The sequence below is a fragment of the Janthinobacterium sp. BJB304 genome (assembly GCF_002735765.1).
Lineage (GTDB): Bacteria > Pseudomonadota > Gammaproteobacteria > Burkholderiales > Burkholderiaceae_D > Janthinobacterium.
The window spans coordinates 176,156-200,659 of the sequence record NZ_PDZN01000002.1 but is presented as its reverse complement, the minus strand read 5'-3'; the positions used below and the strand labels follow the sequence as shown (position 1 = coordinate 200,659).

At 67.6% G+C, this 24,504-nt stretch carries 21 protein-coding genes; 8 read left to right on the top strand and 13 right to left on the bottom strand.

Annotated features, from left to right (window positions below):
- Position 1: 1 nt before the first annotated feature.
- Together CSQ95_RS02885 and CSQ95_RS02880 are read right to left on the bottom strand one after the other, a co-directional pair.
- Complete coding sequence (locus CSQ95_RS02885) at positions 2-1,483, bottom strand: oligosaccharide flippase family protein (protein ID WP_099408397.1); 1,482 nt, start codon at positions 1,481-1,483, stop codon at positions 2-4.
- A 15-nt stretch (positions 1,484-1,498) separates the two neighbouring features.
- Positions 1,499-3,583 (bottom strand): glycosyltransferase, encoded by a 2,085-nt coding sequence (locus CSQ95_RS02880; protein WP_257217925.1) that lies wholly within the window; start codon positions 3,581-3,583, stop codon positions 1,499-1,501.
- Between the two features lie 138 nt (positions 3,584-3,721).
- Here CSQ95_RS02880 and CSQ95_RS02875 point away from each other — a divergent pair, with 138 nt between their 5' ends.
- On the top strand, positions 3,722-5,020 hold the full coding sequence (locus CSQ95_RS02875; protein ID WP_099408395.1) for a putative O-glycosylation ligase, exosortase A system-associated: 1,299 nt from the start codon (positions 3,722-3,724) through the stop codon (positions 5,018-5,020).
- A complete protein-coding gene (locus CSQ95_RS02870) occupies positions 5,017-5,952 on the top strand; it encodes a polysaccharide deacetylase family protein (protein ID WP_099408394.1) in 936 nt (311 codons plus the stop codon). The genes CSQ95_RS02875 and CSQ95_RS02870 overlap by 4 nt, the downstream gene beginning before the upstream one ends.
- Here the strand turns inward: CSQ95_RS02870 and CSQ95_RS02865 are convergent.
- Genes CSQ95_RS02865 through CSQ95_RS02855 form a run of 3 tightly spaced genes read right to left on the bottom strand, consistent with a single transcriptional unit; the run spans position 5,861 to position 10,661 of the window.
- Positions 5,861-7,804 carry an asparagine synthetase B gene (locus tag CSQ95_RS02865; protein ID WP_099408393.1) on the bottom strand — a complete coding sequence of 648 codons (1,944 nt, stop codon included), beginning with the start codon at positions 7,802-7,804 and terminating at the stop codon, positions 5,861-5,863. The two genes, CSQ95_RS02870 and CSQ95_RS02865, sit on opposite strands and share 92 nt — an antisense overlap.
- Positions 7,801-9,060: a pyridoxal-dependent decarboxylase, exosortase A system-associated gene (locus tag CSQ95_RS02860; protein ID WP_099408392.1), complete on the bottom strand. Its 1,260-nt coding sequence runs from the start codon at positions 9,058-9,060 to the stop codon at positions 7,801-7,803. Before CSQ95_RS02860 ends, CSQ95_RS02865 begins: the two co-directional genes overlap by 4 nt.
- Positions 9,057-10,661, bottom strand: a complete 1,605-nt coding sequence (locus CSQ95_RS02855; protein WP_099408391.1) for an acyl-CoA ligase (AMP-forming), exosortase A system-associated — start codon at positions 10,659-10,661, stop codon at positions 9,057-9,059. Before CSQ95_RS02855 ends, CSQ95_RS02860 begins: the two co-directional genes overlap by 4 nt.
- 185 nt (positions 10,662-10,846) lie before the next feature.
- Between CSQ95_RS02855 and CSQ95_RS02850 the strand changes: the two genes are divergently transcribed.
- Genes CSQ95_RS02850 through CSQ95_RS02825 form a run of 6 tightly spaced genes read left to right on the top strand, consistent with a single transcriptional unit; the run spans position 10,847 to position 15,554 of the window.
- On the top strand, positions 10,847-11,602 hold the full coding sequence (locus CSQ95_RS02850; protein WP_099408390.1) for a GNAT family N-acetyltransferase: 756 nt from the start codon (positions 10,847-10,849) through the stop codon (positions 11,600-11,602).
- Complete coding sequence (locus CSQ95_RS02845; RefSeq protein WP_099408389.1) at positions 11,581-11,826, top strand: acyl carrier protein; 246 nt, start codon at positions 11,581-11,583, stop codon at positions 11,824-11,826. The genes CSQ95_RS02850 and CSQ95_RS02845 overlap by 22 nt, the downstream gene beginning before the upstream one ends.
- On the top strand, positions 11,823-12,680 hold the full coding sequence (locus tag CSQ95_RS02840; protein ID WP_099408388.1) for a hydrolase 2, exosortase A system-associated: 858 nt from the start codon (positions 11,823-11,825) through the stop codon (positions 12,678-12,680). Before CSQ95_RS02845 ends, CSQ95_RS02840 begins: the two co-directional genes overlap by 4 nt.
- Positions 12,677-13,564, top strand: coding sequence for a hydrolase 1, exosortase A system-associated (locus tag CSQ95_RS02835; protein WP_099408387.1), 888 nt, complete (start codon positions 12,677-12,679; stop codon positions 13,562-13,564). Before CSQ95_RS02840 ends, CSQ95_RS02835 begins: the two co-directional genes overlap by 4 nt.
- Positions 13,558-14,859 carry a glycosyltransferase gene (locus tag CSQ95_RS02830; RefSeq protein WP_257217924.1) on the top strand — a complete coding sequence of 434 codons (1,302 nt, stop codon included), beginning with the start codon at positions 13,558-13,560 and terminating at the stop codon, positions 14,857-14,859. The genes CSQ95_RS02835 and CSQ95_RS02830 overlap by 7 nt, the downstream gene beginning before the upstream one ends.
- Positions 14,856-15,554 (top strand): ABC transporter permease, encoded by a 699-nt coding sequence (locus tag CSQ95_RS02825; RefSeq protein WP_099408385.1) that lies wholly within the window; start codon positions 14,856-14,858, stop codon positions 15,552-15,554. Before CSQ95_RS02830 ends, CSQ95_RS02825 begins: the two co-directional genes overlap by 4 nt.
- Here the strand turns inward: CSQ95_RS02825 and CSQ95_RS02820 are convergent.
- From CSQ95_RS02820 to CSQ95_RS02785, 8 genes are all read right to left on the bottom strand, one after another.
- Entirely contained in the window at positions 15,541-16,278 is a 738-nt protein-coding gene (locus CSQ95_RS02820) for a hypothetical protein (protein WP_099408384.1), read from the bottom strand. The two genes, CSQ95_RS02825 and CSQ95_RS02820, sit on opposite strands and share 14 nt — an antisense overlap.
- A gap of 138 nt (positions 16,279-16,416) precedes the next feature.
- Positions 16,417-16,863: a DUF6678 family protein gene (locus CSQ95_RS02815; protein WP_099408383.1), complete on the bottom strand. Its 447-nt coding sequence runs from the start codon at positions 16,861-16,863 to the stop codon at positions 16,417-16,419.
- Positions 16,860-17,567, bottom strand: coding sequence for a DUF6058 family natural product biosynthesis protein (locus tag CSQ95_RS02810; protein WP_099408382.1), 708 nt, complete (start codon positions 17,565-17,567; stop codon positions 16,860-16,862). The genes CSQ95_RS02815 and CSQ95_RS02810 overlap by 4 nt, the downstream gene beginning before the upstream one ends.
- A 43-nt stretch (positions 17,568-17,610) precedes the next feature.
- Entirely contained in the window at positions 17,611-18,840 is a 1,230-nt protein-coding gene (gene purT / locus CSQ95_RS02805; protein ID WP_099408381.1) for a formate-dependent phosphoribosylglycinamide formyltransferase, read from the bottom strand.
- Between the two features lie 106 nt (positions 18,841-18,946).
- Positions 18,947-19,444, bottom strand: a complete 498-nt coding sequence (locus CSQ95_RS02800) for a VOC family protein (protein ID WP_099408380.1) — start codon at positions 19,442-19,444, stop codon at positions 18,947-18,949.
- 66 nt (positions 19,445-19,510) lie between these two features.
- Entirely contained in the window at positions 19,511-20,908 is a 1,398-nt protein-coding gene (locus tag CSQ95_RS02795; RefSeq protein ID WP_099408379.1) for a TolC family protein, read from the bottom strand.
- Complete coding sequence (locus tag CSQ95_RS02790) at positions 20,898-22,241, bottom strand: HlyD family type I secretion periplasmic adaptor subunit (protein ID WP_099408378.1); 1,344 nt, start codon at positions 22,239-22,241, stop codon at positions 20,898-20,900. Before CSQ95_RS02790 ends, CSQ95_RS02795 begins: the two co-directional genes overlap by 11 nt.
- A complete protein-coding gene (locus CSQ95_RS02785) occupies positions 22,238-24,436 on the bottom strand; it encodes a type I secretion system permease/ATPase (RefSeq protein ID WP_099408377.1) in 2,199 nt (732 codons plus the stop codon). Before CSQ95_RS02785 ends, CSQ95_RS02790 begins: the two co-directional genes overlap by 4 nt.
- Positions 24,437-24,504 lie beyond the last annotated feature (68 nt).

Below are 24,504 nucleotides of genomic sequence, written 5' to 3'. Positions count from 1 at the left end.
GTCATCCTTTCGTGCATTTGACGGCCAGCCAACGGCCAGCCAGCTTGCGTTGCAATAACAGAAATTCGCCAGCGAGCTCATGCTTCAACAGGAACAGACCGGCCAGCCAGCACAGCAAGGTGACCAGCGCCGTGCCTGCCAGCGCCAGCAACGCCGGCGTATCGGCAGGCAGCCACAGCAGCGAAGCGATGGGCGCCACGGCGCTAAGGCCGCAGAGCAGCAGGCTCTTGCGCAAGGCCCGCGTCAGGATGCGCCAGTCGAGTGCGCTCAAGCGCCGCAGGCAGCCGTAATTGAGCCAGCTGCGCAGCACATTGCTGAGCACCACGGCCCAGGCCACCGCCACCAGCCCGAACGGTGCCGCCGACAGCAGCAGCGCCACTTTGATGGCGCCAGCCCAGGCATCGAGCCGTACCTGCGCATGCAGCTGGCCCGTCGCCACGAACAGGTAGCGGGCCATGCTGAACATGCTATACACGGCCGAGGACAGGCACATGATGCGGATCAAGGGCACACAGGCTAGCCATTGCGTGCCGTACAACACCTTGACCAGGGGCAAAGCCATGCAGGCGAGGAAGAGAAAAAACGGCCAGGCCAGCGCCGTCATGTAGCTGATCGTACGCAAATACACGCGTTCCGCCCCGCCCTGCCCGCCTTGGCCGCCCCCTTCCCGCGCACGGGCCGCGAACAGGGGAAACACGACGGGAGAAATCGCGCTGGTGATGGCCTGGTTAAAGATATTGAGCACGCTTTGCGCCTTGCCGAACAGGGCCAGGCTTTCAATGCCGATCAGCTTGCCGATGATGAGGTCCGGCGCCGCCACGCCCGCCTCGTCGACGAGGCCGCCCCCCGTCGCATACGCGCCAAAGCGGGCGATATCACCCATGCCGCGCCGTCCCGGCAGCCACGGCAGTTCGCGGGGCCGTACCAGCAGGCTCACCAGCAGCGAAGCGCAGGAACCGGCCAGCGCCGCCCACACCATGCTCATATAACTGTAGCCCTGCAGCGCCAGCAGCACGGCCACCAGCAGGTTGACCACGCTGTTGGCCGCATTGATGGCGTAAATGGCGCGAAAGCGCAGTTGCCGGCGCAGCATCGGCAAGGTCAAGGCGCTGAACGGAATCAGGAGGAAATTGACCGACAGCAGCCGCAGCACGAGGGTCAGCCGTGGTTCGCCATAGAAATGCGCGAGCGGCGCGCTGGCCAGCAGCACCAGGGCCGCCAGCAGCCAGGCGACGAGCAGGCTGGTGGCCAGCGCGGCCCGCAGTTTCACGGCATCGAGCTGCTTTTCCTGGATCAGGTATTGCCCCACGCCAAAGTCGCGCACCACTTGCGCCAAGGCCACCAGCACGGCGCCCAGCGAATACACACCGACCTCGGCCGGCGTCAGCAGACGCGACAGCACCATGGTGGCGACTATGCCCAGCAGCAGCACCGTGTATTTTTCGGCAAACGAAAAGAAAAACGAATGGCGGGTGGCGCTCATGCGGGCCGCCCGCACCTACACCAGGCCGGCGTAAAATGCGCGCAGCTGGCGTTCCAGGCGCGGCATCGAATAGCGCTGCACGGTTTCCTCGCGCGCCAGCCGCCCCATGCGGGCGCGCCGGGGCGCGTCCATCAGCAGCTGCGCCACGGCCGCGCAGGCGGCGTGCTCGTCTTCAAGCGGCAGCAATAGTCCGCCTGCGCTATCGTGCAGGATATCGTGCGTGCCCGGCACGTCCGTCCCCACGGCCGGCACGCCGCAGGCCATGGCCTCGATGGTGGCGATACCGAAGCCCTCGTTCTTACTCAGCAGTACATGCAGGTCGAAGGCCGGCATCAGCAGCTCGACGCGCTGCTGAAAACCGGCAAACACGACTCTGTCCTGCAAGCCCGTCTGCTGCGCCTGCAGCCGCAGCATCGCTTCCAGCGGCCCCGTGCCGACCAGCACTAAATATAAATGGGGAAACTGCGGCGCCAGCCTGGCAAACAGGTCCAGCAGCGCTTGCGGACGCTTTTGCGCAGACAATCGCGCCACGCAGCCGAGCACGAGTGCGTCCGGCGGCAGCCCCAGCTGCTTGCGCGCCAGTATTTTCCGTTCGGGCGAAACGATGAACGTGTCCGTATCGACGCCGTTGGGAATGACGGCCAGCCGCGTTTCCGGGCTCAGCATGTCGCGGTACAGGTCGAGGAAATGCCGCATGGCCGACGGCGACACGGCATACACGCCCTTGACGCTGCGAAACGCTTCCTGCAGCCGGGGCCGCTGCCAGGCGCTGAACGGCTCCAGGGGAAACGCGTTGTGCACGCTGATCACGGCGGGCAGCCGGCATTGACGGGCCAGCCACAGGATGGAGGCGCCGTAACTGGTCCAGCAGAATGCCACGTGGACCAGGTCCGGCCGCAGCCGCCGCAGCCGCCACGCGCCCGTGACCCTGGCGCGCAGCCAATTCCAGCGGCGCCAGGTCCAGTGTTCGAGAAACAGCGGCGGTTCATACACGCGCACCTGCAGATGCTGCGCACGCAAGCCTTGCACCCAGGCAGTAAAACCGGGAAAGCGCCGCAGCGCCAGCACGCTGTCGTAGCCGTTCGCGGCCAGCATGCTCGCCTCTTGCGCCATGCGCAGCTCCATGCCGCCCAGCTCGCCCGAATAACTGCTGATGACGATGCGCGGCAAGCGTTTTCTACGTCCGCGCCACGCTTCATGGAAGAAGCCGCGCAGCCAGGCCCGTTCCCACTGGCGCAGGAACAGGTCGGCGTGGTCGCGCCGCAGCCAGGCCCGCACGGCGCCGAGCGTATCGCGCACGTATCTGCCCAGCATCCAGCGCGGCACGCCCAGCAATTCCACGCTGGGCGCCAGGGTCGCCAGCCGGCACTGGCCCCGGCCGAACAGCATGGCGCGGCGCAGTATCCAGGCGCGCTGCACTTGCGGAGCGCGGATGATGTGCGCCACGCGCGCTTGCGGACAGAACCAGGACGGATTGCCGGCCGCATGCATCTCCAGGTTGAGCCGGGTTTCGCTGCCCATGGCGTAATTCGCACCCTGCGGGCCGATGCTTTCGTCATAACGGGCGCCCGCCTCGAAGATGCGGCGGCGGATCGCCATGTTGGCGCCCCACACAAGGCCCGGATAGATGGGGGCGTCGCGCAAATCGGGGCTGGTGATGCCCCACGTCAAACCGACCGGGGTCAGGCGCAGCAGCCACTCCGCCGGCTGCTCGCGCCAGGCGGGCACGATGGCGCCGCCGAACAGCGCATAGCCGGGGTGGGCGCGCGCGCAGGCCTGCAAGCGGCACAGCCAGTCGTGCGCGGGCATGGCGTCGTCGTCGCCAAAGACGAACAGCTCGCTGCCATCGCCGCCCAGGCGCAAGGCGTGCTCGACGGCGCCATTCAGGGCGGGACTGCGGCCGCGCCGCGCCACGTGGACGGAACTCAGGGGCAAGCGGCCGCGGAAGGCGGCGATCACCTGGGCCGTGGCGTCCGTGCTGCCATTGTCGGCGATGATGAGGCGCCAGCCGCCCACGGGCGGTCGCAAGCCCATGTAGGCGCGCAATACCTGGGGCAAGGTGCCGGCGCCATTGTAGGTCGCCATGAGAACGGTCAACAAGGACATGCCTCCTTGGTCTTACCATGACAAAACTATGTACTACAGCAGTGTTGATCCAGTGTACTGAGCCTGTCCGCCAGCCCGTTGACAGGCATCAAGACCTTGCCAACCCGGGCACAACCAGGAGCGCCCCCTTTCATGCGCGACATACTGATTACCATCATCATCCTGGGCTCCCTGCCCTTCATCCTGAAGGCGCCGGCCATCGGCGGCCTGATGTGGGTCTGGGTCAGCGTGATGAACCCGCACACGCAGGGCTGGGGCTTTGCCACCCACATGCCGTTCGCCTTCATCATCGCCATCGCCACCCTGATCAGCCTTGCGATGACGCGCGAGCCGAAAAACCTGCCGCTCACGCCCGTCAGCGTGCTGCTGCTGCTGTTCGTCGCGTGGATGAACGTCACGGCGCCGTTTGCCCTGCTGCCGGCATCGTCGTGGGTGCAGTGGAACAAGGTCATGAAGATCATGCTGATGAGCTTTGTGATCATGATGGTGATACGCACGCGGCGCGACATCGTGCGCCTGGTCTGGGTGCTGGTGGGCTCGATCGGCTTTTATGGCGTGAAAGGCGGCATCTTCACCATCCGCAGCGGCGGCACGGAACGGGTATGGGGGCCGGAAGAAACGTTTATTGGCGATAACAACGCGTTGGCCCTGGCCCTGATCATCACCATCCCCCTCATGTATTACCTGCAGCAAAACACGGAGAAACGCTGGGTGCGCCATGGCTTGTCCGGCGCCATGCTGCTGTCGGCCCTGGCCGCGCTGGGCTCGTATTCGCGCGGCGGGCTGCTCGCCATCGCGGCCATGGGCCTGTTCATGTGGCTGAAAAGCGACCGCAAGCTGGTCCTGGGCGCGCTGCTCGGTGCGGTCACGCCGCTGCTGCTGGCCTTCATGCCCGAGCGCTGGGCCGAACGCATGGACACCATCAATACCTACCAGGACGATGTGTCCGCCATGGGCCGCCTGAATGCCTGGCGCATGGCCTGGAACCTGGCGCGCGACCGCTTTCCCGGCGGCGGCTTCGACGTCTCCGACGCCGCCATCTTTGCCCGCTATGCACCGAACCCCATGGACGTGCATGCGGCGCACAGCATCTATTTCCAGGCACTGGGCGAACACGGCTTCGTCGGCCTGCTCATTTATCTCGCGCTGGGCGTCGCCACCTGGCGCACGGCGGCCGTCATCATCCGCCGCACGCGGGGCCAGCCGGAATTGCGCTGGGCGCACGGCCTGGCCACCATGAGCCAGGCCAGCCTGATCGGCTTTGCCGTGGGCGGCGCCTTCCTCAGCCTGCTGTATTTCGATATGCCGTACTACCTGATGGCCGCCCTGATCGCCACGCGCATCGTCGTCGAGCGCGAATTGCGCGCGCCGGCCCCGACATCGCGCCAGGCCAGGGTCAAGACCCCGTCCGCCATCGCGGAGCAGCCATGACGGCCACCTTGTCCATCCTGATCTACCACCGCGTGCTGGCGCGGCCCGACCCGCTGTTTCCCGGCGAAGTCGATGCGGCGCTGTTCGAGCGCCAGCTGCGCCTGTTAAAGCGTTTTTATGCGCCGCTGCCCCTGGCCGAGGCCGTGCAGCGCCTGCAAGATGGCAACTTGCCGCCGCGCGCCGCCTGCATCACCTTCGACGACGGCTATGCGGACAATGCGCAAGTCGCGCTGCCATTGCTGCAGCGCCACGGCTTGAACGCCACGTTTTTTATCGCCACGAGCTACCTCGATGGCGGGCAGATGTGGAACGACACAGTGATCGAGGCCGTGCGCCAGGCGGCCGGCCCCCAGCTGGATTTGCGGAAACTCGGCCTGGACTGCCTGCCCGTCGCCAGCCTGGCGCAGCGGCAGGCGGCCATCGCCGCCTTGCTGGGCCAGCTCAAATACCTGCCGTTCGACCGGCGCCAGCAACTGGCCCTGCAGATCCGCCGCCAGGCGGACGCCACGGCCGGGCCGCCAGCCATGCTGAGCACCGCGCAACTGCGCCAGTTGCAGGCGGCCGGCATGGGGCTGGGCGCGCACACGGCCAGCCACCCGATTCTGTCCACCTTGCCGGACCAGGCCGCGCAGCGCGACATCGCCGATGGCAAGCACCGGCTGGAAGACTTGATACAAACGCCCGTCACCGTGTTTGCGTATCCGAACGGCAAGGCCGGGCGCGATTTCGGCGCGCCGCACATGGCGATGGTGCAAAAGCTGGGTTTCCAGGCGGCCGTGGCGACGGACTGGGGCGTGGCGCGCCCCGGCGCGAATCTTGACTTGCTGCAGCTGCCCCGCTTTACGCCGTGGGATCGAGGACGCCTGGCGTTTCTGTGGCGTTTGCGGCAAAACCGCCGGCAAGCGCACCCAGCGCGCCCGGATGCTGGCTGAGCCACTGTTCCAGCATCAGCAGCAGCCACACCATGGTGCCGTGATAGGCCGGGTGTTCCGCCAGCAGCCGGCACTGCAGGTCGTCGATGAAGGCGGGCCGCACGATGCCGCGTCCGCGCAGCTGCGCCAGGTTGTCGAAGGCGAAGTCGCGCAGCGGCCTGTGGCTGTGCAGCCACAGGCCGAAAGGCAAGCCGAAGCCGTGCTTTTGCTTGCGCACGATGGCCGGCGGCAGGATTTCCGCCAGCGCCCGCTTGAAGAAGGGCCGCAGCCGCCTGCCGTCGAGCTTGTCCCGCGGCGCCAGGCGCGACGCGAACGCCACCATCGCATCGTGCAGGAAGGGAAACGCCGCTTCCACGCCGGCCAGCTCGCAGGCCTTGCGCACCTTGAACAGGTCGTTGTCGGCCAGGGTAAAGCGCATGTCCAGGGCCAGCAACTCATTGATCTGGCTCAAGCCCTGGCCTTGCCGCTCCCAATATGCGCCATTCACGCAGCCGGGCGCCATGCCGGGGTCGATGGTGTCGATGAAGCCCGCTTCCAGCACCGTGCGGTAGCCATGGCGCAGCAGCAGGTTATAGCCGTCGAGCCTGGCCGGGAGCGGCAGGCTCGCCTGCTCGATGTAGCGGCGCGCCTTGTCGCCCAGCCGCCACGGTTGACTTGTCCGTTCACGGAACAGCAGCGGCTCGAGGATGGCCTGGCGCAACATGACGGGCAAGCGCTCGTACTGCGACAGCAAGGCTTGGTGCGCATAGCGCTCGTTACCGCCGAACAATTCATCGCCGCCGTCGCCGCCCAGCAGGCGGATCACGCCATCGTCGCGCGCCATCTGCGCGCAATAGTAAGCAGGAATGGCCGAGGCGTTGCCGAAAGGCTGGTCGAAAATGGCCGCCATGGCGGGAATCGCGGCCAGCACGTCGGCTGGCGTCACGTAACGCTCGTGGTGGATGCTGCCCGCGTGGCTGGCGGCCAGGCGCGCATACGCCATTTCGTCGTAGCCGGGCGCGTCGAAGCCGATGGAATACGTGCGCGCGGGGCGGCCCGTCACCTGCACCATGATGGCGGCCAAGGTGGAGCTGTCCGTGCCGCCGCTGAGAAACGCGCCCGTGCTGGCGCTATCGTTGCCCAGGCTGCTTTCCACGGCCTGGCGCAGCAGGCGCAGAAATTCCTGCTTGTTGCTGGCAAAGCTGGCCCGCGTGCGTGCTGCCGGCTCGTGGAAGGCCAGTTGCCAGTAGCTGCCCTTGCATTGCTTGCCGCCCCGCACATGCAGGTATTCGCCGGGCAACAAGCGCTGCTGGCCAAGATAGGCCGTGGCCGGGCCGGGCACCATGTGGAAGTACAAATAGTGATACAGCGCTTGCGGATCGAGCGCGCCCCGCACGGACGGATGGGCCAGCAAGGCATCGAGCGAGGAAGCAAAGAACAGGCCCTGCGCATTGCCTGCATAGCTGAGCGGATGCATGCCGGCGCGGTCCACGGCCAGCAGGGCCGAGCCGGAAAAGGCGTCGAGGATGGCCAGCGAGAATGGTCCGGACAGGTTGGCGCAGGCCCCCACGCCCCGGCTCAGCCACAGGGACGCGAGGCGGCACGCCACATCGTCGGCCGAACCGTCGAGCATGGGCCGGCCCCAGATAGCCACTTGCAAGCCATCCTGCTGATACACGTGGCGGCTGCCGTCGATGGCAGCCACGGCCACGCCTCCCATTTCGCTGATGCTGGCGGCCTGCGGCGCATTGTCGAAACGCGACAGGGGCGCGGCCATGCCGGCCAGCGCGGTGGACGCGGCGCCATCGGCATCGGCGGTGGCCGGGCCCGCAGCGCCGCCCGCCGCAGCCAGCCAGCCGCACAGGCCGCTCATACGAGCACCTCGGCCGGCAGCGGATGACCGAGAAACGCCGTCGGGCTGGCCGTCAAACCGTACGCGCCCGACTGGAACACCACCACCAGGTCGCCCTCCTCGGCGTGCGCCATCTCCATCTGGTCGGCCAGCAAGTCCAGCGGCGTGCACAGCGGTCCCACAACGGACGCCACTTCGCGCGGCCCGCCGTCCAGCCGGTTGCCAATGGCGACCGGGTAATTCTTGCGGATCAGCTGACCAAAATTGCCGGAAGCGGCCAGGTGATGGTGCAAGCCCCCATCCGTGACGAGAAAGACCTGGCCATGCGACACCTTGCGTTCAAGCACCTTGCACACATAGATACCGGCCTCGGCCACCAGATAGCGACCCAGCTCCAGGTTCAGGCGCACACCCGGCGCTGCCTGGGCCAGCAGATCGAGCTGCCGCTGCAAGCCGTCCGCGACGGGCGCCAGGTCGAGCGCCTGGTCGCCGGGAAAATACGGCACGCCGAAGCCGCCGCCGATATTCAGCGTGCGCAAGGGCGACGGCGCGCTGTCGGCCAGCTGCAGGGCCAGTTGCACGCTCATGGCCTGCGCGTCGGCCAGGGCGGTGGCCGACAAGCTTTGCGAACCCGCATACAGGTGAAAGCCGTGAAAATCCAGGCCCAGCTGGCCGATGCGCCCCAGCAACGCCGGCACCAGGGCCGCATCGACGCCGAAGGGCTGCGCGCCGCCGCCCATGCGCATGCCCGTGCGGCGCAAGGCGAAATCGGGATTCACGCGCACGGCCACCCTGGCCGTCACGCCCAGCCGTTCGCTGGCCAGCGCCGTCCTTTCCAGCTGGGCGCCCGATTCCAAGTTGATCAGCACGCCAGCAGCCACGGCCCGCGCCAGCTCGCCATCGCTCTTGCCCGGCCCCGCAAAACTGATGCGTTCGGCAGGCATGGGCGTATCGAGCGCCGTCGCCAGTTCGCCGCCCGAGGCCACGTCAATGCCATCGACCAAGCCCGCCAGCCACTGCACCACGGCCGGCATGGGATTGGCCTTCATCGCGTAATGCACGTGCACGCCGGAGGGCAAGGCGGCGCGCAACTCGGCCACGCGGCGCGTGATGTGCGCGCGGTCATACGCGTAGAACGGCGTGCTGCCCACCCGCAGTGCCAGCCGGCGCAAGGGCACGCCGCCAACCTGCAGCATGTCGTTTTCCACGGCGAACTGCTGGCCCAAGGCCGCGTGCAACGGTAATTCCGTACTGTTCGAGCGAATCAAGTCCTTCATGTCGCATCTCCTGATTGGACCGCATACGCCTGCGCCAGTTCCCTGGCCAGCAAGGGACGGTCGATCTTGCCGTTCGGGTTGCGCGGCAGCACACCGTCGCGGATTTCCACCCACTGCGGCACCATATAGCTGGGCAGGCGGGCGCGGCAGGCGGCCAGCACCTTGTCGCGCAGCAATTCCACACCGGGTGCGGGCGTGACAAGCAAAGCGATGGCCTGGCCCAACACGGCATGGGGCAAGCCCAGCGCAGCGGCCTCGCCCACCAGTCCGCTCGCATACACGACTTCCTCGATCTCGGCCGGGCTGACCCGGTAGCCCGACGTCTTGATCATGTCATCGCTGCGCCCCACGAAATACAGAAAGCCCTCCGCATCGCGGCGCACGGTGTCGCCCGACCAGACGGCCAGTTCCGGCAGCACCAGGCCGCTGGCCTGCGGCGGCAGCGGCTTGAAGCGCTCGGCCGTGCGCGCCGCATCGTTCCAGTAGCCGAGCGCCACCAGCGCGCCACGGTGCACGAGTTCGCCCGGCTCGTCGGTGTCGCAGACGCTGCCGTCCGGGCGCAGCACCAGCACTTCCGCGTTGGGAATTGCTTGTCCGATGGAATCGGGGTGCCGCTCCAGCTGTTCCGGCGCCAGATAGGTGGAACGGAACGCTTCCGTCAAGCCATACATCAGGTAGACCTGCGTGCGCGGCAACGACTGGCGCAGCTTGTCCAAGGTGGAGCGCTGCATCACGCCGCCCGAATTGGTGATATAGCGCAAGGGCGTGGACAAGGGCCAGCTTAGCTGCGACAACTGCACCCACAGGGGCGGCACGGCGGCCAGTCCCGTGATGGCTTCCTGCTCGACGGCCTCGACGATATCGCGCAGCAGCAGATAATTCATCAGCACGGCGCAGGCACCGCTGGCAAACGCCGTCGTCAGCTGGCTCAGGCCGTAATCAAAGCTGAGCGGCAGCACGCACAAAATCCGGTCTTCCGGCGTATTGCGCAGATAGCCCGACACGCTGAGCGCGCCCGCCAGCATGTTGCGGTGCGACAGCACCACGCCTTTCGGCCGCCCCGTGCTGCCCGAGGTATAAAGAATGGCGGCCATGTCCATGTCGATCGCCGCGTGCGGCCTGGGCGCGGGCGCAGCGGGCACATTGGCGGGCACTGCGCTCCACGGCAGCACGCGGACCTTGCCCAGGCTGGACTCCGCCGCCCCTTCACCCGTCAGCAGCACCGTCTGCAAGTCCGGGCAGGCGGCCAGCGCGGTGCCCAGCTGCGCCAGGCGTTCGCGCGAGGTGACGAGGATGGCCACGTTGCAGTCGGCCAGGATGTACGCCACCTGGTCCGGCTTGAGCAGCGGGTTGACGGGCACGAACACGCCGCCGGCCGCCGCCGCGCCAAACATGGCGCTGACGTTTTCCGGGCGTTTTTCCAGGTACACGGCCACGCGCGCGCCACGCTGCAAGCCCAGGGTCAGCAAGCTGCTTGCACCATCGCGCACGGACTGCGCCAGCGCGTCATAGCTCAATTGCTCGCCCTGCCACGACAGGGCCGGCGCGTGGGGCGCGCGCTGCGCCGTTTCGAAGATCAGATCGTGTATCAATGTCGCCATCGTTTCATCCCGGGTTGTCATGATTGCCATGCATTCCCCTATGATTCAGACAAACGGCCACAACGGTCTTGATTTTGATCAATTAACAGTTTCAGCAGCACAGCTTGAGCCGGCGCAACATCGGCCCCCGGCCGCTGCGTTCTAATGGACAGCGTTGGCTGCATAGCCGCCCCATCCGTTCGCCCATGTCCGTGCTCCCGCATTTTTCCTTGCCGCAAAGGCTGGCCGCCAGCATCGCCCAGCTGGGCTGGCGCGACAGCGCGTGGCTGGCCGTGGCGCGGCTGCTGGAAAGCGTGCCGGGCGGGCGCTGCGCGCTGTACCGCTATCAATTCGTGGCGCAAGCAGTGGCGCCCGGCTCGCTGTGCCGCGGGCGCGGCCGGTCGATCACGGTGACGCCCTGCCTGGCGGAAGCGGACTTGCCGCCCGGTCCCGCACGCCGCCCCGGCGTGCTGGCCGAACGCTACCGGCAAGGCGCGCAATGCCTGGTGGCGCGGGACAAGTCCGGCATGGTTGGCTGGATCTGGCTGCTGCGCCACGGCTGCCAGGAAGACGAGGTACGCGCCCGCTATGCGCTGGCGTCGCAGCAATCGTCGTGGGACCTGGACGTGTGGGTGCATCCCGAGCAGCGCGGCGGCCTGGTCTTCGCGCGCCTGTGGGAAGAAGCCAACGCCGTGCTGCACGCGCAGGGCGTGCGCTGGTCGTGCAGCCGCATCTCGCGCTTCAACCGCGCCTCGCTGGGCGCCCATGCACGCCTGGGCACGCACGCGCTGGGCACGGCCACTTTTCTCCGCTGCGGGCGCTGGCAATGGATGGCCGCCAGCCTGCCGCCGTATCTGCACCTGTCGCGCCGCCCCGACGACATTCCCTGCCTTGCCTTCGATACGTCGTCCCTGCCGCACTACCCTTCCCTGGAGCTGACATGCCGCATCTTGAAGCAGTAAAACGCATCCTCGACACCACCCTGGGCTTGAACGGGCGCGCGCTGGAAGCCCACACGCCGCTGCTGGGCAGCGTGCCGGAACTCGACTCGATGGCCGTGATCAGCGTGATCGCCGCGCTGGAAGACCATTTCGGCATCCTCGTCTCCGACGACGACATCCACGCGCGCCACTTCGCCACCGTCGGCACCCTGCACGATTTCGTATTTGCCAAGCTGCGACCATGAACAGCGCCGCCATCTCTCCCCTGCCGCTGCTGCCCTTCTTCCTGCCCGCCAGCGGCGGCCAGCGCTACTGCCTGCTGCACCTGCCGTCGCCGGGCCGCAGCGCGCGCGGCGGCATCGTGTATGTCCACCCGTTCGCCGAGGAACTCAATAAAAGCCGCCACGTGGCCGCCGCGCAGGCGCGCGTCTTTGCCGCCGCCGGCTACAGCGTGCTGCAGATCGATCTGTTCGGCTGCGGCGACAGCAGCGGCGACTTTGGCGAGGCGCGCTGGGACATCTGGCACAACGACCTGCACCTGGCTTGCGCGTGGCTGGCGCAGCGCGTCGACGGCCCGTTGACCGTCTGGGGCTTGCGCCTGGGCGCCCTGCTGGCCCTCGATTTCGCCAGCCGCGCGCCGCTGCCGCTGGCCCGTCTGCTGCTGTGGCAACCGGAACCCGATGGACGGCGCGTCATCGACCGCTTCCTGCGCCTGCGCCTGGCGTCGGGCATGCTGGCCGGCGGCGCACGGGAAGCGCCCGGACATGCGCGCGCCGCGCTGGCGAATGGCGAGCCTGTGGAAGTGGCGGGCTACCTGCTGGCGCCAGAACTGGCGCACGCCATCGACAGTGTCAGCGCTTCCGCCCTGCAGCCGTCGGTGCCGGTCTACTGGCTCGATTACCAGGCGCCGGAACACAGCGCCCCGCCCTTGCCGCCGCTGGCGCGCGAATGGCGCGAACACGGCGCCGCCGTGCACGTGGCCAGCTTCGGCGACGGGCCGTTCTGGCACAGCGGCGAGCTGCTGGCGTGTCCGCAACTGCTGCACGCCACGCGTGCGCTGTGCCGCGACTGGCTCGACGAGGAAAGGCAGCCGCCATGAAGCGCGACAGCAGCCAGCAGCACCTCGCAGGGCACAGCGTGCGCGAGCTGGCGCTGCGCTTTCGCAGCGCGGCGGAAGACGGCGAGGCGCAGGCGCACATGGTCGGCATCCTCAGCCTGCCCGCCGCGCGCGGCCCGCGCGGCGTCTTGATCGTCACGGGCGGGCCGCAGTACCGGGTCGGCAGCCACCGTCAGTTCGTCCTGCTGGCCCGCGCCCTGGCCGCGCAAGGATGGCCCGTGCTGCGTTTCGACCTGCGCGGCATGGGCGACAGCGAGGGCAGCGCGCGCGACTACCGCGCGGCCGGCCCCGACATCGCCGGCGCGCTGGCGCAATTCTTCGACGCCGTGCCATCCTTGCGCGAAGTGGCGCTGTGGGGCTTGTGCGACGGCGCCACGGCGGCCGCCTGCCATGCGCCGCGCGACGCGCGCGTCAAGGCCCTGGTGCTGCTCAACCCCTGGGTGCGCAGCGGCGCCGGCCTGGCGCGCGCCACCTTGCGCCACTATTATTTGCCGCGCCTGCTGCAAGGCGCGTTCTGGCGCAAGCTGGCGGGCGGCGGACTACAGGTGGGCGCCAGCCTGGCGTCGCTGCGGCAGGTGGCGGCCGCCACGCAGACACCGGCAACAGAGGAAGACGATGCGCCAGCGCCGGCCCTGCTGCGGGCGCTGACCCAATTCCAGGGCAAGGTGCTCTTGATTCTCAGCGGCGACGACCTCGGCGCGCGCGAGTGGCAAGCGCTGGTCGCTGGCGACCCGGCCTGGCGCGGCGTCACCGCGCGCGCGCAATGGGCGCAGGCGCAGGTCAAGGGCGCCAACCACACGTTCGCCAGCGCCGCCTGGCGCGGCGCAGTGGAACAGCTGTGCGCACGGTGGCTGCAGTCATGGTAGCGACCACGCCGAGCGCGGCCCGACCGAACGCGGCCCGACCAAAACGGGTGCTGATGGTGGCCTACCATTTTCCGCCGCTGGCCGGCGGCAGCGGCATCTTGCGCACCCTGGGCTTCGCGCGCCATTTGCCCGACTGCGGCTGGCAGCCGCTGGTGCTCAGTCCCAGCCCGGTCGCGTATGCGCAGAAAGGAATGTCGCAGCTGGCGCAGATCAGGGAGCACGCCACCGTGCGGCGCACCTTGGCGCTCGATGCGGCGCGCCATTTGTCCATCGCCGGACGCTATCCGCGCTGCCTGGCCCTGCCCGACCGCTGGAGTTCCTGGTGGCTGAGCGCCGTGCCGGCCGGCCTGCGCATGATCCGCGAATACCGCCCCGACGCCATCTGGTCGACGTATCCGATCGCCACGGCGCACCTGATCGCGCTGACTCTGCAAAAACTCAGCGGCCTGCCGTGGGTCGCCGACCAGCGCGACCCCATGCTCGATGACAGCGACCCGCTGGCGCCGTATCCGCCTGAGCCGCGCCTGCACCGCATGCATGCGTGGATCGAACAGCGCATCGCGGCGCGCAGCGCGGCCATCGTCTGCACCACGCCGGGCGCCATCGATGCGCACCGGCGCCGCCTGGCGCAGGTCACGCGCGAGCGTTTCCACCTGATCGAAAATGGCTACGATGAAGACGGCTACCCGGACAGCCCTGCGCGCACGGGCCACCGCAGCCACTTTTTGCTGCTGCACAGCGGCGTGATCTACCCGTCCGAGCGCGACCCGCAGCCGTTGTTCGAAGCCCTGGCCCGGCTGCGCCACGACGGCGTACTGCATGCGCGCAATTTCCAGCTGGTGCTGCGCGCCACGGGCCACGATGCGTGGCTGGCGGGCCTGCTGGCGAAGTGCGGCGTCCAGGACCTGGTCAGCCTGGAACCGTTTCAGCCGCACGGCGCGGCGCTGCAGGAAATGCTGGCCGCCGACGGCTTGCTGCTGCTGCAGGCGGCCAACTGCAACGCGCAGATTCCCGCCAAGCTGTATGAATACCTGCGCTGCCGCCGGCCCATCCTGGCGCTGACCGACCTGGCGGGCGACAGCGCGGCCAAGCTGCGCCACTGCGGCATCGACACCATCGGCCAGCTGGCCTCAAGCGGCGACTGCGCGCGCGCGCTGCTGCGCTTCCTGGAACTGGCCCGCCAGGGCCGCGCGCCGCTGGCCAGCCCCACGGCCATCGCCCTGCAATCGCGGCAAGCCCGCAGCAACGCCCTGGCCGATGTGCTGGACCAGGTCAGCCACAGGAGAACAGCATGAAGCACCCGATACTTGCCTGCACCCTGGCCGCCTGCTGCGGCATGGCGGCGGCCGAATGTCCGCCCTACGTCAAGCGTACGCCGGGCGGCGACTACACGAGCGCGGAAGACCGCGACGGTCTGTCCGTGATTGAGAAATTCCATTTTTCGCGCGCCGTGGAAACGCTCACGCAAGGCATGACGGGCAGCCTGGGCGCCGACATCAGCTACACCCTGGAGCACTTCCCGAACCACCACCGGGCGCTGGCGTCGATGGCCAAGCTGGGATTGCGGCTGAAAAGCGCGCAGCCGGTGGGCGCCCGCTACACGGTCAGCTGCTACTTCGAACGGGCGATCGCCTTCGCGCCGCAGGACGTGACGGCGCGCATGGTGTTTGGCAACTACCTGCTGGCCACGGGCCAGGATGCGATGGCGCTGGAACAGCTGGATGCGGCCAGCCGTTTGGCGCCCGAGCAGGCCACCATCCAGTACAACCTGGGCCTGATGTATGTGAAAAAGAAGGAATACGAGAAGGCCAGCGCGCATGCGCAAAAAGCCTATGCGCTGGGCTTCCCCTTGCCGGGGCTGAAGAACAAGCTGAAGGCGGCGGGCAAGTGGCGCGAGCCGCCGCAGGCGCCGGCCGTCGTTGAAGCGAAGGAAGCACGGAAAACCGAGGAACCGGCCGTGCCGCCGGTCGAAGAACCTAGCGGGGAATGACGGCCGGCCGCTGGGCCACGCTCCAATGCCCCGTCGGCGAGGCGGCCAGCGCGGCAGCCAGGTCGCGCCGCGATTGCGCCTTGTCGGCGGCCTCGCTGATGAACGCCAGTTCGGCCGGCTGCAGCGCGGTGACGGTGAGCAGCATCACTTCGCCATATGGCGTATCGAACGATGGCGCGATGCTGCTTGCGCCCTGGGCCAGCAGCACGCCCACCTGTTCGTCCTCGTCTTCGAGGCCTGCCGGCGCATCCCGCACGTCCAGCACCATCGAGACGCTGCCGTGGCGCTGCACCAGCAAGTCGATGGAGCCATGGTCGGCCACGTTCTGGCTGACCTGGTAGATCAAGTCGAACAGCCACGATGCCTGCACCGCATCGCCGTCGAAGGCGGACAGCGGCGCCTCGATGCACACTTCCAGCAGGTGGCCGCGCGGCACAAACACGTCGTCGTCATCCTCGAACGGATCGCTCAAGCCATCGCTGGCGATGATGATGGTATCGGCACGGCGGATCACCCTCCAGGCCTGGCGCAGCGATGGCCAGCGGGGGCCTCCCATGAAGGCCGGGTTGACCAGCGGCGCCAGCACGTCGGTGTCTACGGTGCCCAGGGTGGCATAAAAGGCGTCGCGCGCGGCACAGGCCGCAGCCAGCATCTGCGCCCCCGCTTCCTTGCCGACGACGGCGTCGTCCGGTTGCGGTACTTGTGGAATATCGTTTTCAGGCATGTTATCAATCTATTATTTACGACACCTGACAAAACCGTAGCGAGCGGAAGGGAGAGGTGGCGAAGAAGCGCAACCGTACTCTAGTACGGTGAGCATCGCAGGCCGCCTATACCGACGCGCAGTAGGGTTGGTCGGGTGTCAATCAGCAGGAGGGAAATCGTGATAATTGCGGGGCAGATAACCCCAGAGGCGCGCCACCCGGTCCCGCACCTCGAAATCGAAGCCGATGCGTTGGAGCTCCGGCACGATCCACACGCCATGGTCGATGATTTTCTTCGGCAACAGCATGGCCACGTGTTCTTCCGAGTACAGGCTGATGTCGAACCATTCCACGCCCATGAACGGAAACGGCGGGTGATAATCCCACTCCGTGTCCCAGCGCGACACGTAGCCGGACACGGAGCCGTAGCGGTACGACGGCACCCAGTCGGTCCGCCCGCGCATGAAGGCCAGCAGTTCGTTCCACTTGCAGTCGTTGGCGGCGCCGGCCAGGTTGCGCCGCGCGATGTGGCCGCGCAGCTTGCGCTTGATGTCGTCGCCGCCGGCGTCGGCCAGCGGCAGGCTGTGCGTCACGGATGCCGTCATGCGGGGTCCGTTACGGCCACGCGCATGTTGGCCCGCAAATCCTCGACCAGGCGCTTGCGGCTGCTCAAGGCGTATTCGACGGGAGAAAAAGGCATGGCCGCCGCGGCATAGGCATCGATCAGCGCATGCATTTCCTGCGCCTGCTGCTGCGGCAGCAGCGTCTTGCTGCCGTTCCCGCTTTGCTGCGCGAGCTTTTCCTGCAGCACCTCTTTCCAGGCGATGTGGGCTTCCGACATGGAATTGGCCACGCACAGGGAAAACGTGCCGTTCAAAAAATATGTCCAGGCGCTGTCGGTACGGGCCAGTAAACCGTCCGCGATCGGGGCGCCCCTGTCGTCGAAACTGTCGCGCAGGCGCCAGGTCGTCAGGTTCAGGGTCGCCAGCGCGGCCGCATAGCGCGACGTAAATTGCGCCTTCAGGCGCGCTTGCGCCGTTTCCGCCCCCTCGGCGAGGGCATGGCGCGCAATGGCGATCCACCCCAGCTGGGACGGCGGAAAATAGCGGCCGGTCCTGGAACCGGGCGCCGCCATGGCGCCAAAGACGAAGGAACACAGATTGCCGCCGTCATCGACCACGTATGCGGGTGCCGGAACCAGGCCAGCCCGGATCAGGGCATCGATTTCGTCCATGCCCATGGCGGCGGCTGCCGCCAGCTGCGTCTCGTCCAGATAGTGCTGCGCGAGATAAGTATCGAGTTCCGTCATGCCCCGGTTTCCATGTTGATGACTGTTGTATCCGTAAACAGGCTTACTTCGCCACCGGCTTGACTTTCGACGCGGCCAGCACGGCGCGCTGGCGGGCCGTATCGATATCGTCGGCCGTGGCCAGCGCCACGCCCATGCGGCGGCGGGCGAACGATTCCGGCTTGCCGAACAGGCGCAGGTCCGCGCCCGGCACCTTCAAGGCGTCGGCCACGCCTTCAAAGGCGATGCCTTTCGCTTCCAGCTGGCCGTAGATGACGGCCGAGGCCCCGGGCGAACGCAGCGCCACGTTGACCGGCAAGCCGAGGATGGCTTTCGCGTGCAGCTCGAATTCGCTCTGCACCTGGCTGGCCATCGTGACCATGCCCGTGTCGTGCGGACGGGGGCTCACTTCCGAGAACCACACCATGTCGTCCTTGACGAACAGCTCCACGCCGAACAGGCCCAGGCCGCCCAGGTTATCCGTCACCTTGCGGGCGATCTCGCGCGAACGCTCAAGGGCCAGCGGCGCCATGCGGGCCGGCTGCCACGATTCCACGTAGTCGCCGTGCACCTGCAAGTGGCCGATCGGCTCGCAGAACTGCGTTTCGACCTGTCCCGAAGCACCGACGGCGCGCACCGTCAGCAGGGTGATTTCGTAATCGAAGTCGATGAAACCCTCGACGATGACACGGCCCGTGTCGACCCGGCTGCCGCTGGCCGCATACGCCCATGCCGCGTCCACGTCAGCGGCGCTATCGAGTTTGGACTGGCCCTTGCCCGACGACGACATCACGGGTTTCACCACGCACGGGAAACCGATCTCCTGGCAAGCGGCCTGCAACTCCTGCAGGCTGCTGGCGAAGCGGTATGGCGACGTGGCCACGCCCAGGGTCTCTGCCGCCAGGGTGCGGATGCCTTCGCGGTTCATCGTCAGCACGGCCGCGCGCGCGTTCGGGATGCACGTGATCTGCCCGGCCGCTTCCAGCGCCGCCAGGGTTTCCGTGGCGATGGCTTCGATTTCCGGCACGATCAAATCCGGCTTTTCCAGGGCTATCAGGGCGGCCAGCGCCACGCCGTCGCTCATGTCGATCACGTGCGAGCGGTGCGCCACGGGATGGCCCGGCGCGTTCGGATAGCGGTCGACGGCGATCACTTCCACGCCCAGGCGCTGCAGCGCGATGATCACTTCCTTGCCCAGTTCGCCGGAACCCAGCAACATGACTTTGATGGCGGTGGAAGACAGCGGTGTGCCGAAAGTGCGCGGGGCGATGGTGTTGCTGGTGCTGATAGTCATGGGCAGGGTCAATCTGGCAATGGAAAGATGGCCGGTACTATAGCAAATGCCGGCCATCTTGGACAGGGTGCGCCGCTGGCGTGCGCCCCCTGCCCCGCGTGGCAGGCTAGCCCGCGTACGCCCGCTTGATTTGCTCGATGTCGATCTTTTTCATGCCCATCATGGCTTTCATCACGCGCTGGGCCTTGACGGGGTCGGGGTCGCCCAGCAGCTTGATCATCAGGGTGGGCACGATTTGCCACGATACCCCGAACTGGTCCTTGAGCCAGCTGCATTGCTGCGCTTCCGGCGGCCCGCCCCGGGAGAGCAGGTTCCAGTAGTGATCGACCTCGTCCTGGGTTTCGCAATTGACCTGGAACGAGATCGCTTCGGAAAACTGGAACAAGGGGCCGCCATTCAAGCCCGTAAAGGTCTGGCCATCGAGTTCAAAGGCCACCGTCAGCACGCTGCCCGGCTCCTGGCCGTGGATTTCCTTGCCTTCCTCGCCATAGCGCAGGATCTGGCCGATCTTCGAATTGGGAAATATTTCCGTATAAAACCGGGCCGCCGCCTCGGCGTTGCCGTTGAACCATAAACATGGGGTAATCTTTTGTACGCTGTGCATGATGTCTCCCTAGTCCGAAATAGGAACGCCTTCCCTGTGCGGAAAGGACCGCCACCAATATAGTCATTATTGGGCCGCCGGGGCGCGCAATTTGCCTCCCCCTTGCGCGACATCGTCGCGCGCCAGCATGCCGGCGCTGGCCAGCAGCCGCAGCCGGGCCGATCGCCATTCCGCCTGGCAACGGATGCGCTCCTGCTGCGCCTCGAGCAGCGCCGACTGCGTGTTCAGCATTTCCAGGATATCGGCCGCGCCCAGGCCGAACTTGCGCCGCACGCTGGCCAGCGCGTCCTGCGCCGCATCCAGCCACGCTTGCGACGCGGCCAGGTTGGCCAGCGCCATGCTGGCCTCCGCATGCGTTTTCACCAGTTCCATCAGGGTCTGCTGCTGCACTTCCTCAGCCTCCGCCTCCCTTTGCCCCGCCTGCGCCTGCGCGCCGCGCACCTTGTAGTGGCGCGCAAAACCGTCGAACAGGGGAATGTTGAGCGAGATGCCCACCAGCGTTTCGCGCGTGGAAGCCGGAGACAAGCCCTGGTTGGGCCGGCCGTTCTGGTAGATATTGGCCGTCAGGTCGATGCTGGGGCGGCCCTCCGAGCGGGCAACGTCCACCCGGTCGCGCGCCGCCGCCAGTTGCGCCTGCGCCGCCAGGATGGCCGGATGGCGCTCCCTGGCCCTTGCCAGCCAGGCGTGCAGCTCATCCTGCAAACCCCCGTGCAGGCCCGCCGCCGCGCCGTCCGCGTCGTCGTCCAGGGTCACGCCCGCATCGGCCGGCAAGCCCAGGGTGTAGACCAGCACGGCACGGGCCTTGTGGAACTCGCCGTCGGCGCGGTTGGCGCCCAGAGCCGCCTTGGCCAGGGCGCTGGCCGCCTGCAGGGTGTCGCTGTGCGAGCCGAGACCCCGCTGGGCGCGGCGCTGCGTGGCCTGCACCGTTTCATTGGCCAGCGCCTGGTATTCCTGCCGCATGCGCACGCTGGCGCGCGCCGTCTGCGCCTCGAAATACGCGCTGACCGTCGCCGCCAGGGTCTTTTGCAGCACGGCGTCGCGGTTGGCCAGGGCCGCGTCAAGCATGGCTTGCGCGGAACGCTGGCCCGCCGCGCGCCCGCCGAAGTCGAACAGGCGCCAGGACAGGCTCAGCGAACCCGTATTGCTGTTCAGGCTGCCGGAAGGCGTGTCCGCGCCCGGATAGGCGGTGCGGTCGTGCACCCGGCTCAAGCCCCCATTCAGGGTGGGCAGATAGGCGGCCCTGGCCTCGCCCACGCCGGCCGCCTGCAGCCGGATGCCGGCCCAGGCGCCGTGCACCTGCGCGTTGCGGCACAGGGCCAGGTCGACGGCCGCCGGCAGGGTCAATGGGACTGCGGCTTCATAGGTAGATGGACATGGCGCGGCGTCCAGCATCTGCGCCCGGACTGGCGCGGCGACCAGGAACAAACCGGCGGCGAAGAAAATGGCGGCGTGCCTAGCGTTCATGCAGCGCCTCCTTCTGGTGCCGCACCAGCGGCGAGAGCACGTATTCGACCACCCTGCGCGTGCCCGTGCGGATTTCCGCGCGCACGGCCATGCCGGCCGACAGCGGCACCAATCTGCCGTCGATGACGATGGCCGGCTGGCGCAAGGTGATCCTGACGGCGTAGACGGGCCCCTTTTTTTCATCCTCGATGGCGTCGCGCGAGACGCTGCTGACGACGGCGGGCACGGTGCCATACTTGGTGTAGTCGAAGGCGTCGATCTTGACGGCGACCGCCTGCCCTGCCTGCACGAAACCCACGTCGCGGTTTTCCAGCATGGCGTCGATTTCCAGTTTGCCCTGGCGCGGCACGATCTGCATCAGCGCCTGCGCGGCCGGGACCACGCCGCCCACCGTGTGCAGTTTCAGTTGCTGCACCGTGCCGTCGACGGGGGCCGTCAGGCGCAGCAGGCTGCCGCGGGCGCCCGCGCGGCGCGCATCCTGGCCGCTGGCGGCCGCCACTCGCGCCCCTTCCGCCAGCGCGTCGTAGGCGTCTTTCCTCGTCTGCGCCACCAGGGCCGCCCGCTCGCTGCGGGCCGACGCCAGCTGGCCGGCCAGGTCGATCCGCGCCTGTTCCTTCTCCAGCCACGCGTGTTCGGCCACGTCGCGCGTGGCCAGCAGCGCCCGGTAATCGCCGGCCCGCTGCGCCGCCAGCGGCAGCGCCTGCGCGTAGCGGGCGATTTCGCCGTCGAGGTGCGCCAGCCTGGCGCGAAAACTCGCGTACTGGCCATCCACGTGCGCTTGCGCGGCGGCGCGCTCCAGGGCCGGGATCGCGTCCGGCGACGCCAGCTTCGGCATCGTCAGGGTGTCGACGGCGGCGATCAGCGCACGCGCGCGGGCCACCTGCAGCGCGGCCGCCACGGCGTCGCCGGCCGCCTTGTCGCGCTCGGCGTCGGGTCCCCGGCTGTCGAGTTCCACCAGCAGCTGGCCCGCCTGCACGGCCTGCCCCTCACGCACGTGCAGGGCGCGCACGGCGGCCACGTCGACGGAAGCGATGGTCTTGGTGTTACCGGATGGAATGATCTTGCCCGCCGCATGGACGATGATGTCGACCTTGCCAAAGACAGCCCACAGCACCACGCAGCCGACCAGCAGCATCAGCACCCTGGCCGTCAGGCGCAACGACGGCGACACGGGCCGCTCCTGCAGCGCCAGCGCGGCCGGCAAAAAGGCCGCCTCGTCTTCGCTGAGCACGGGGCCGCCCAATGCGGCGCGGTGGCGCCAGCTGTGCCGCAGTACCTGGCCGTAGCGTTGCAACAATTCGCCATATGCGGCGAGACGGTGGCCGGCACTCATGTTGCGTCCCCTGTTGCGCTCCCGTGCGTACCCTGCTGCAGGCTGTACAAATGGGCGTAGATGCCGCCCGGCCGTTTCAGCAGCGCATCGTGGCTGCCCAGTTCCGCCACCTGCCCCCGCTCCATGACGACGATGCGGTTCGCTTCGCGCACGGCCGACAGGCGGTGGGCGATGATGAGTACCGTGCGTCCCGCGCAAATGCCGCGCATATTGTCCTGGATAATCTTTTCCGACTCGTAGTCGAGCGCGCTCGTCGCCTCGTCGAAAATCAGGATGCGCGGGTCGCCGATCAGGGCACGGGCGATGGCGATGCGCTGGCGCTGGCCGCCTGACAAGCCCGTGCCGTGCTCGCCCACCATGGTGTCGTAGCCTTCAGGCAACTCGCAGATAAAATCGTGGGCGCCCGCCAGTTTCGCCACGGCAATGACCGCCTCGATGGGCAGGGCCGGGTCGCTGAGGGCGATATTGTCGCGCACGGAACGGTTGAACAGGATGTTTTCCTGCAGCACCACGCCGATCTGGCGCCGCAGCGACGCCGTGTCGATGACGGCGATATCCTGCCCGTCGATCAGCACCTTGCCCCGCTCGGGGATGTACAGGCGCTGCGCCAGCCGCGTCAGCGTGCTCTTGCCCGAGCCGGAGCGCCCGACGATGCCGATCACCTCGCCGGGTGCGATGGCGATCGACACCTCGCGCAGCACCTCGGCCGCGTCCGGGCGGTAGCGGAAACCCACCTGCTGAAAGTCGATGGCGCCGGCGATGCGCGGCAGGCGCGCCTTCTGGTTGCCCGCGTTTTGGCTGCCCGCTTCCGTACGGGCATTGAGGATGTCGCCCAGCCGGCTCATGGAGATGCCCACTTGCTGGAAATCGTTCCACAGCTGTGCCAGGCGCAGGATGGGCGAGGCCACCTGCCCCGCCAGCATGTTGAAGGCCACCAGCTCGCCCACCGTCATCCTGCCGTCGATGACGAGCGTGGCGCCCCACCACATGATGGCCGCCGTCACCAGTTTACTCACCAGGGTGACGCTGCCGCTGGCCAGCATGCCGATGTTGTTCGCCGACAGGCCGGCCGACACATAGCCGGCCAGCTGTTTTTCCCACTGCTGCTGCCAGCGCGGCTCGACGGCCATGGCCTTGACGGTATCGACGCCGCTGATCGTTTCAACCAGAAAAGACTGGTTTTCCGCGCTGCGGTTGAACTTGTCGTTCAAGCGCCCCCGCAGCACGGGCGTGAGCAGCATCGACAGGACCGCGTAGACGGGGATCGACGCGAGCACGACCACGCTGAGCGCCGCGCTGTACCACAGCATGGCGGCGATGAAGATGAAGGAAAACAGCAGGTCGAGCACCAGGGTCATCGCGTTGCCGGTAAGAAATGAGCGGATGTTTTCCAGTTCATGGATGCGGGCCACGGAATCGCCCACGCGGCGCGCCTGGAAATACGCGATCGGCAAGGCCAGCAAGTGGCGGAACAGGCGCGCGCCCAGTTCCACGTCGATCTTGCTGCTGGTGCGCGCGAAAACATAGGTGCGGATGAGGCCCAGCGCCGCCTCGAAGACGATGGCGCAGACCAGGCCGATGGCCACCACGTTCAAAGTCTGCATGGCGTGGTTGACCAGCACCTTGTCCATCACCACCTGGAAAAACAGGGGCGTGGCCAGGCCGATCAGCTGCAGCACGAAGGAAATGAGCAGCACTTCGCCCAGCAGCCTGCGGTATTTGACGATGGCGGGGATGAACCAGCTGAAGTCGAAGCGGGCCGTCTCGCCCGCATAGCTGGCCTTGCTGGTAAAAAAGATCAGTTCGCCCGACCAGGCGGCGAGGAAAGCGTCGCGGCCGAGGATCTGCGGCGGCTGGCCCGGATACTGGATCAGCACCTTGCTCACGGCGCCGTCGCTGCTGTCGACCTTGCCGAGAATAAAGAAACGCCCGTCGTGACCGATGGCGATGGCGGGCAGCGGCGCTTGCGCCAGCCGTTCGGGCGCCTGGCGCACCAGCTTGGCCGTCAAGCCCAGCCCTTTCGCGGCCAGCAGGACGGTTTGGCGCGTGAACACGGCCTGGCCGAAAGCGTGCTTGAGCTGGGCGCCGTCGGCGGCGATGCCGTGCAGGCTGGCCATCAGCAGCAGCGACAGCAGGCCCGTGTCGGGCGCGGGTTCGGTGGACGAAGTGGCGTGGCGATATGGAAGTACGGTCATCGGATCATGTCGGAAATCAATGGCGCAGCCGGGCCGGCACGTGCAAGGCCGGCCCGGCTGCGCGGGGG

Coding starts and splice junctions, on each gene's coding strand:
- CSQ95_RS02885 (WP_099408397.1), bottom strand. CDS start 1,483: ATGAGCGCCACCCGCCATTCGTTTTTCTTTTCGTTTGCCGAAAAATAC.
- CSQ95_RS02875 (WP_099408395.1), top strand. CDS start 3,722: ATGCGCGACATACTGATTACCATCATCATCCTGGGCTCCCTGCCCTTC.
- CSQ95_RS02870 (WP_099408394.1), top strand. CDS start 5,017: ATGACGGCCACCTTGTCCATCCTGATCTACCACCGCGTGCTGGCGCGG.
- CSQ95_RS02865 (WP_099408393.1), bottom strand. CDS start 7,804: ATGAGCGGCCTGTGCGGCTGGCTGGCTGCGGCGGGCGGCGCTGCGGGC.
- CSQ95_RS02860 (WP_099408392.1), bottom strand. CDS start 9,060: ATGAAGGACTTGATTCGCTCGAACAGTACGGAATTACCGTTGCACGCG.
- CSQ95_RS02855 (WP_099408391.1), bottom strand. CDS start 10,661: ATGGCGACATTGATACACGATCTGATCTTCGAAACGGCGCAGCGCGCG.
- CSQ95_RS02850 (WP_099408390.1), top strand. CDS start 10,847: ATGTCCGTGCTCCCGCATTTTTCCTTGCCGCAAAGGCTGGCCGCCAGC.
- CSQ95_RS02845 (WP_099408389.1), top strand. CDS start 11,581: ATGCCGCATCTTGAAGCAGTAAAACGCATCCTCGACACCACCCTGGGC.
- CSQ95_RS02840 (WP_099408388.1), top strand. CDS start 11,823: ATGAACAGCGCCGCCATCTCTCCCCTGCCGCTGCTGCCCTTCTTCCTG.
- CSQ95_RS02835 (WP_099408387.1), top strand. CDS start 12,677: ATGAAGCGCGACAGCAGCCAGCAGCACCTCGCAGGGCACAGCGTGCGC.
- CSQ95_RS02830 (WP_257217924.1), top strand. CDS start 13,558: ATGGTAGCGACCACGCCGAGCGCGGCCCGACCGAACGCGGCCCGACCA.
- CSQ95_RS02825 (WP_099408385.1), top strand. CDS start 14,856: ATGAAGCACCCGATACTTGCCTGCACCCTGGCCGCCTGCTGCGGCATG.
- CSQ95_RS02820 (WP_099408384.1), bottom strand. CDS start 16,278: ATGCCTGAAAACGATATTCCACAAGTACCGCAACCGGACGACGCCGTC.
- CSQ95_RS02815 (WP_099408383.1), bottom strand. CDS start 16,863: ATGACGGCATCCGTGACGCACAGCCTGCCGCTGGCCGACGCCGGCGGC.
- CSQ95_RS02810 (WP_099408382.1), bottom strand. CDS start 17,567: ATGACGGAACTCGATACTTATCTCGCGCAGCACTATCTGGACGAGACG.
- purT (WP_099408381.1), bottom strand. CDS start 18,840: ATGACTATCAGCACCAGCAACACCATCGCCCCGCGCACTTTCGGCACA.
- CSQ95_RS02800 (WP_099408380.1), bottom strand. CDS start 19,444: ATGCACAGCGTACAAAAGATTACCCCATGTTTATGGTTCAACGGCAAC.
- CSQ95_RS02795 (WP_099408379.1), bottom strand. CDS start 20,908: ATGAACGCTAGGCACGCCGCCATTTTCTTCGCCGCCGGTTTGTTCCTG.
- CSQ95_RS02790 (WP_099408378.1), bottom strand. CDS start 22,241: ATGAGTGCCGGCCACCGTCTCGCCGCATATGGCGAATTGTTGCAACGC.
- CSQ95_RS02785 (WP_099408377.1), bottom strand. CDS start 24,436: ATGACCGTACTTCCATATCGCCACGCCACTTCGTCCACCGAACCCGCG.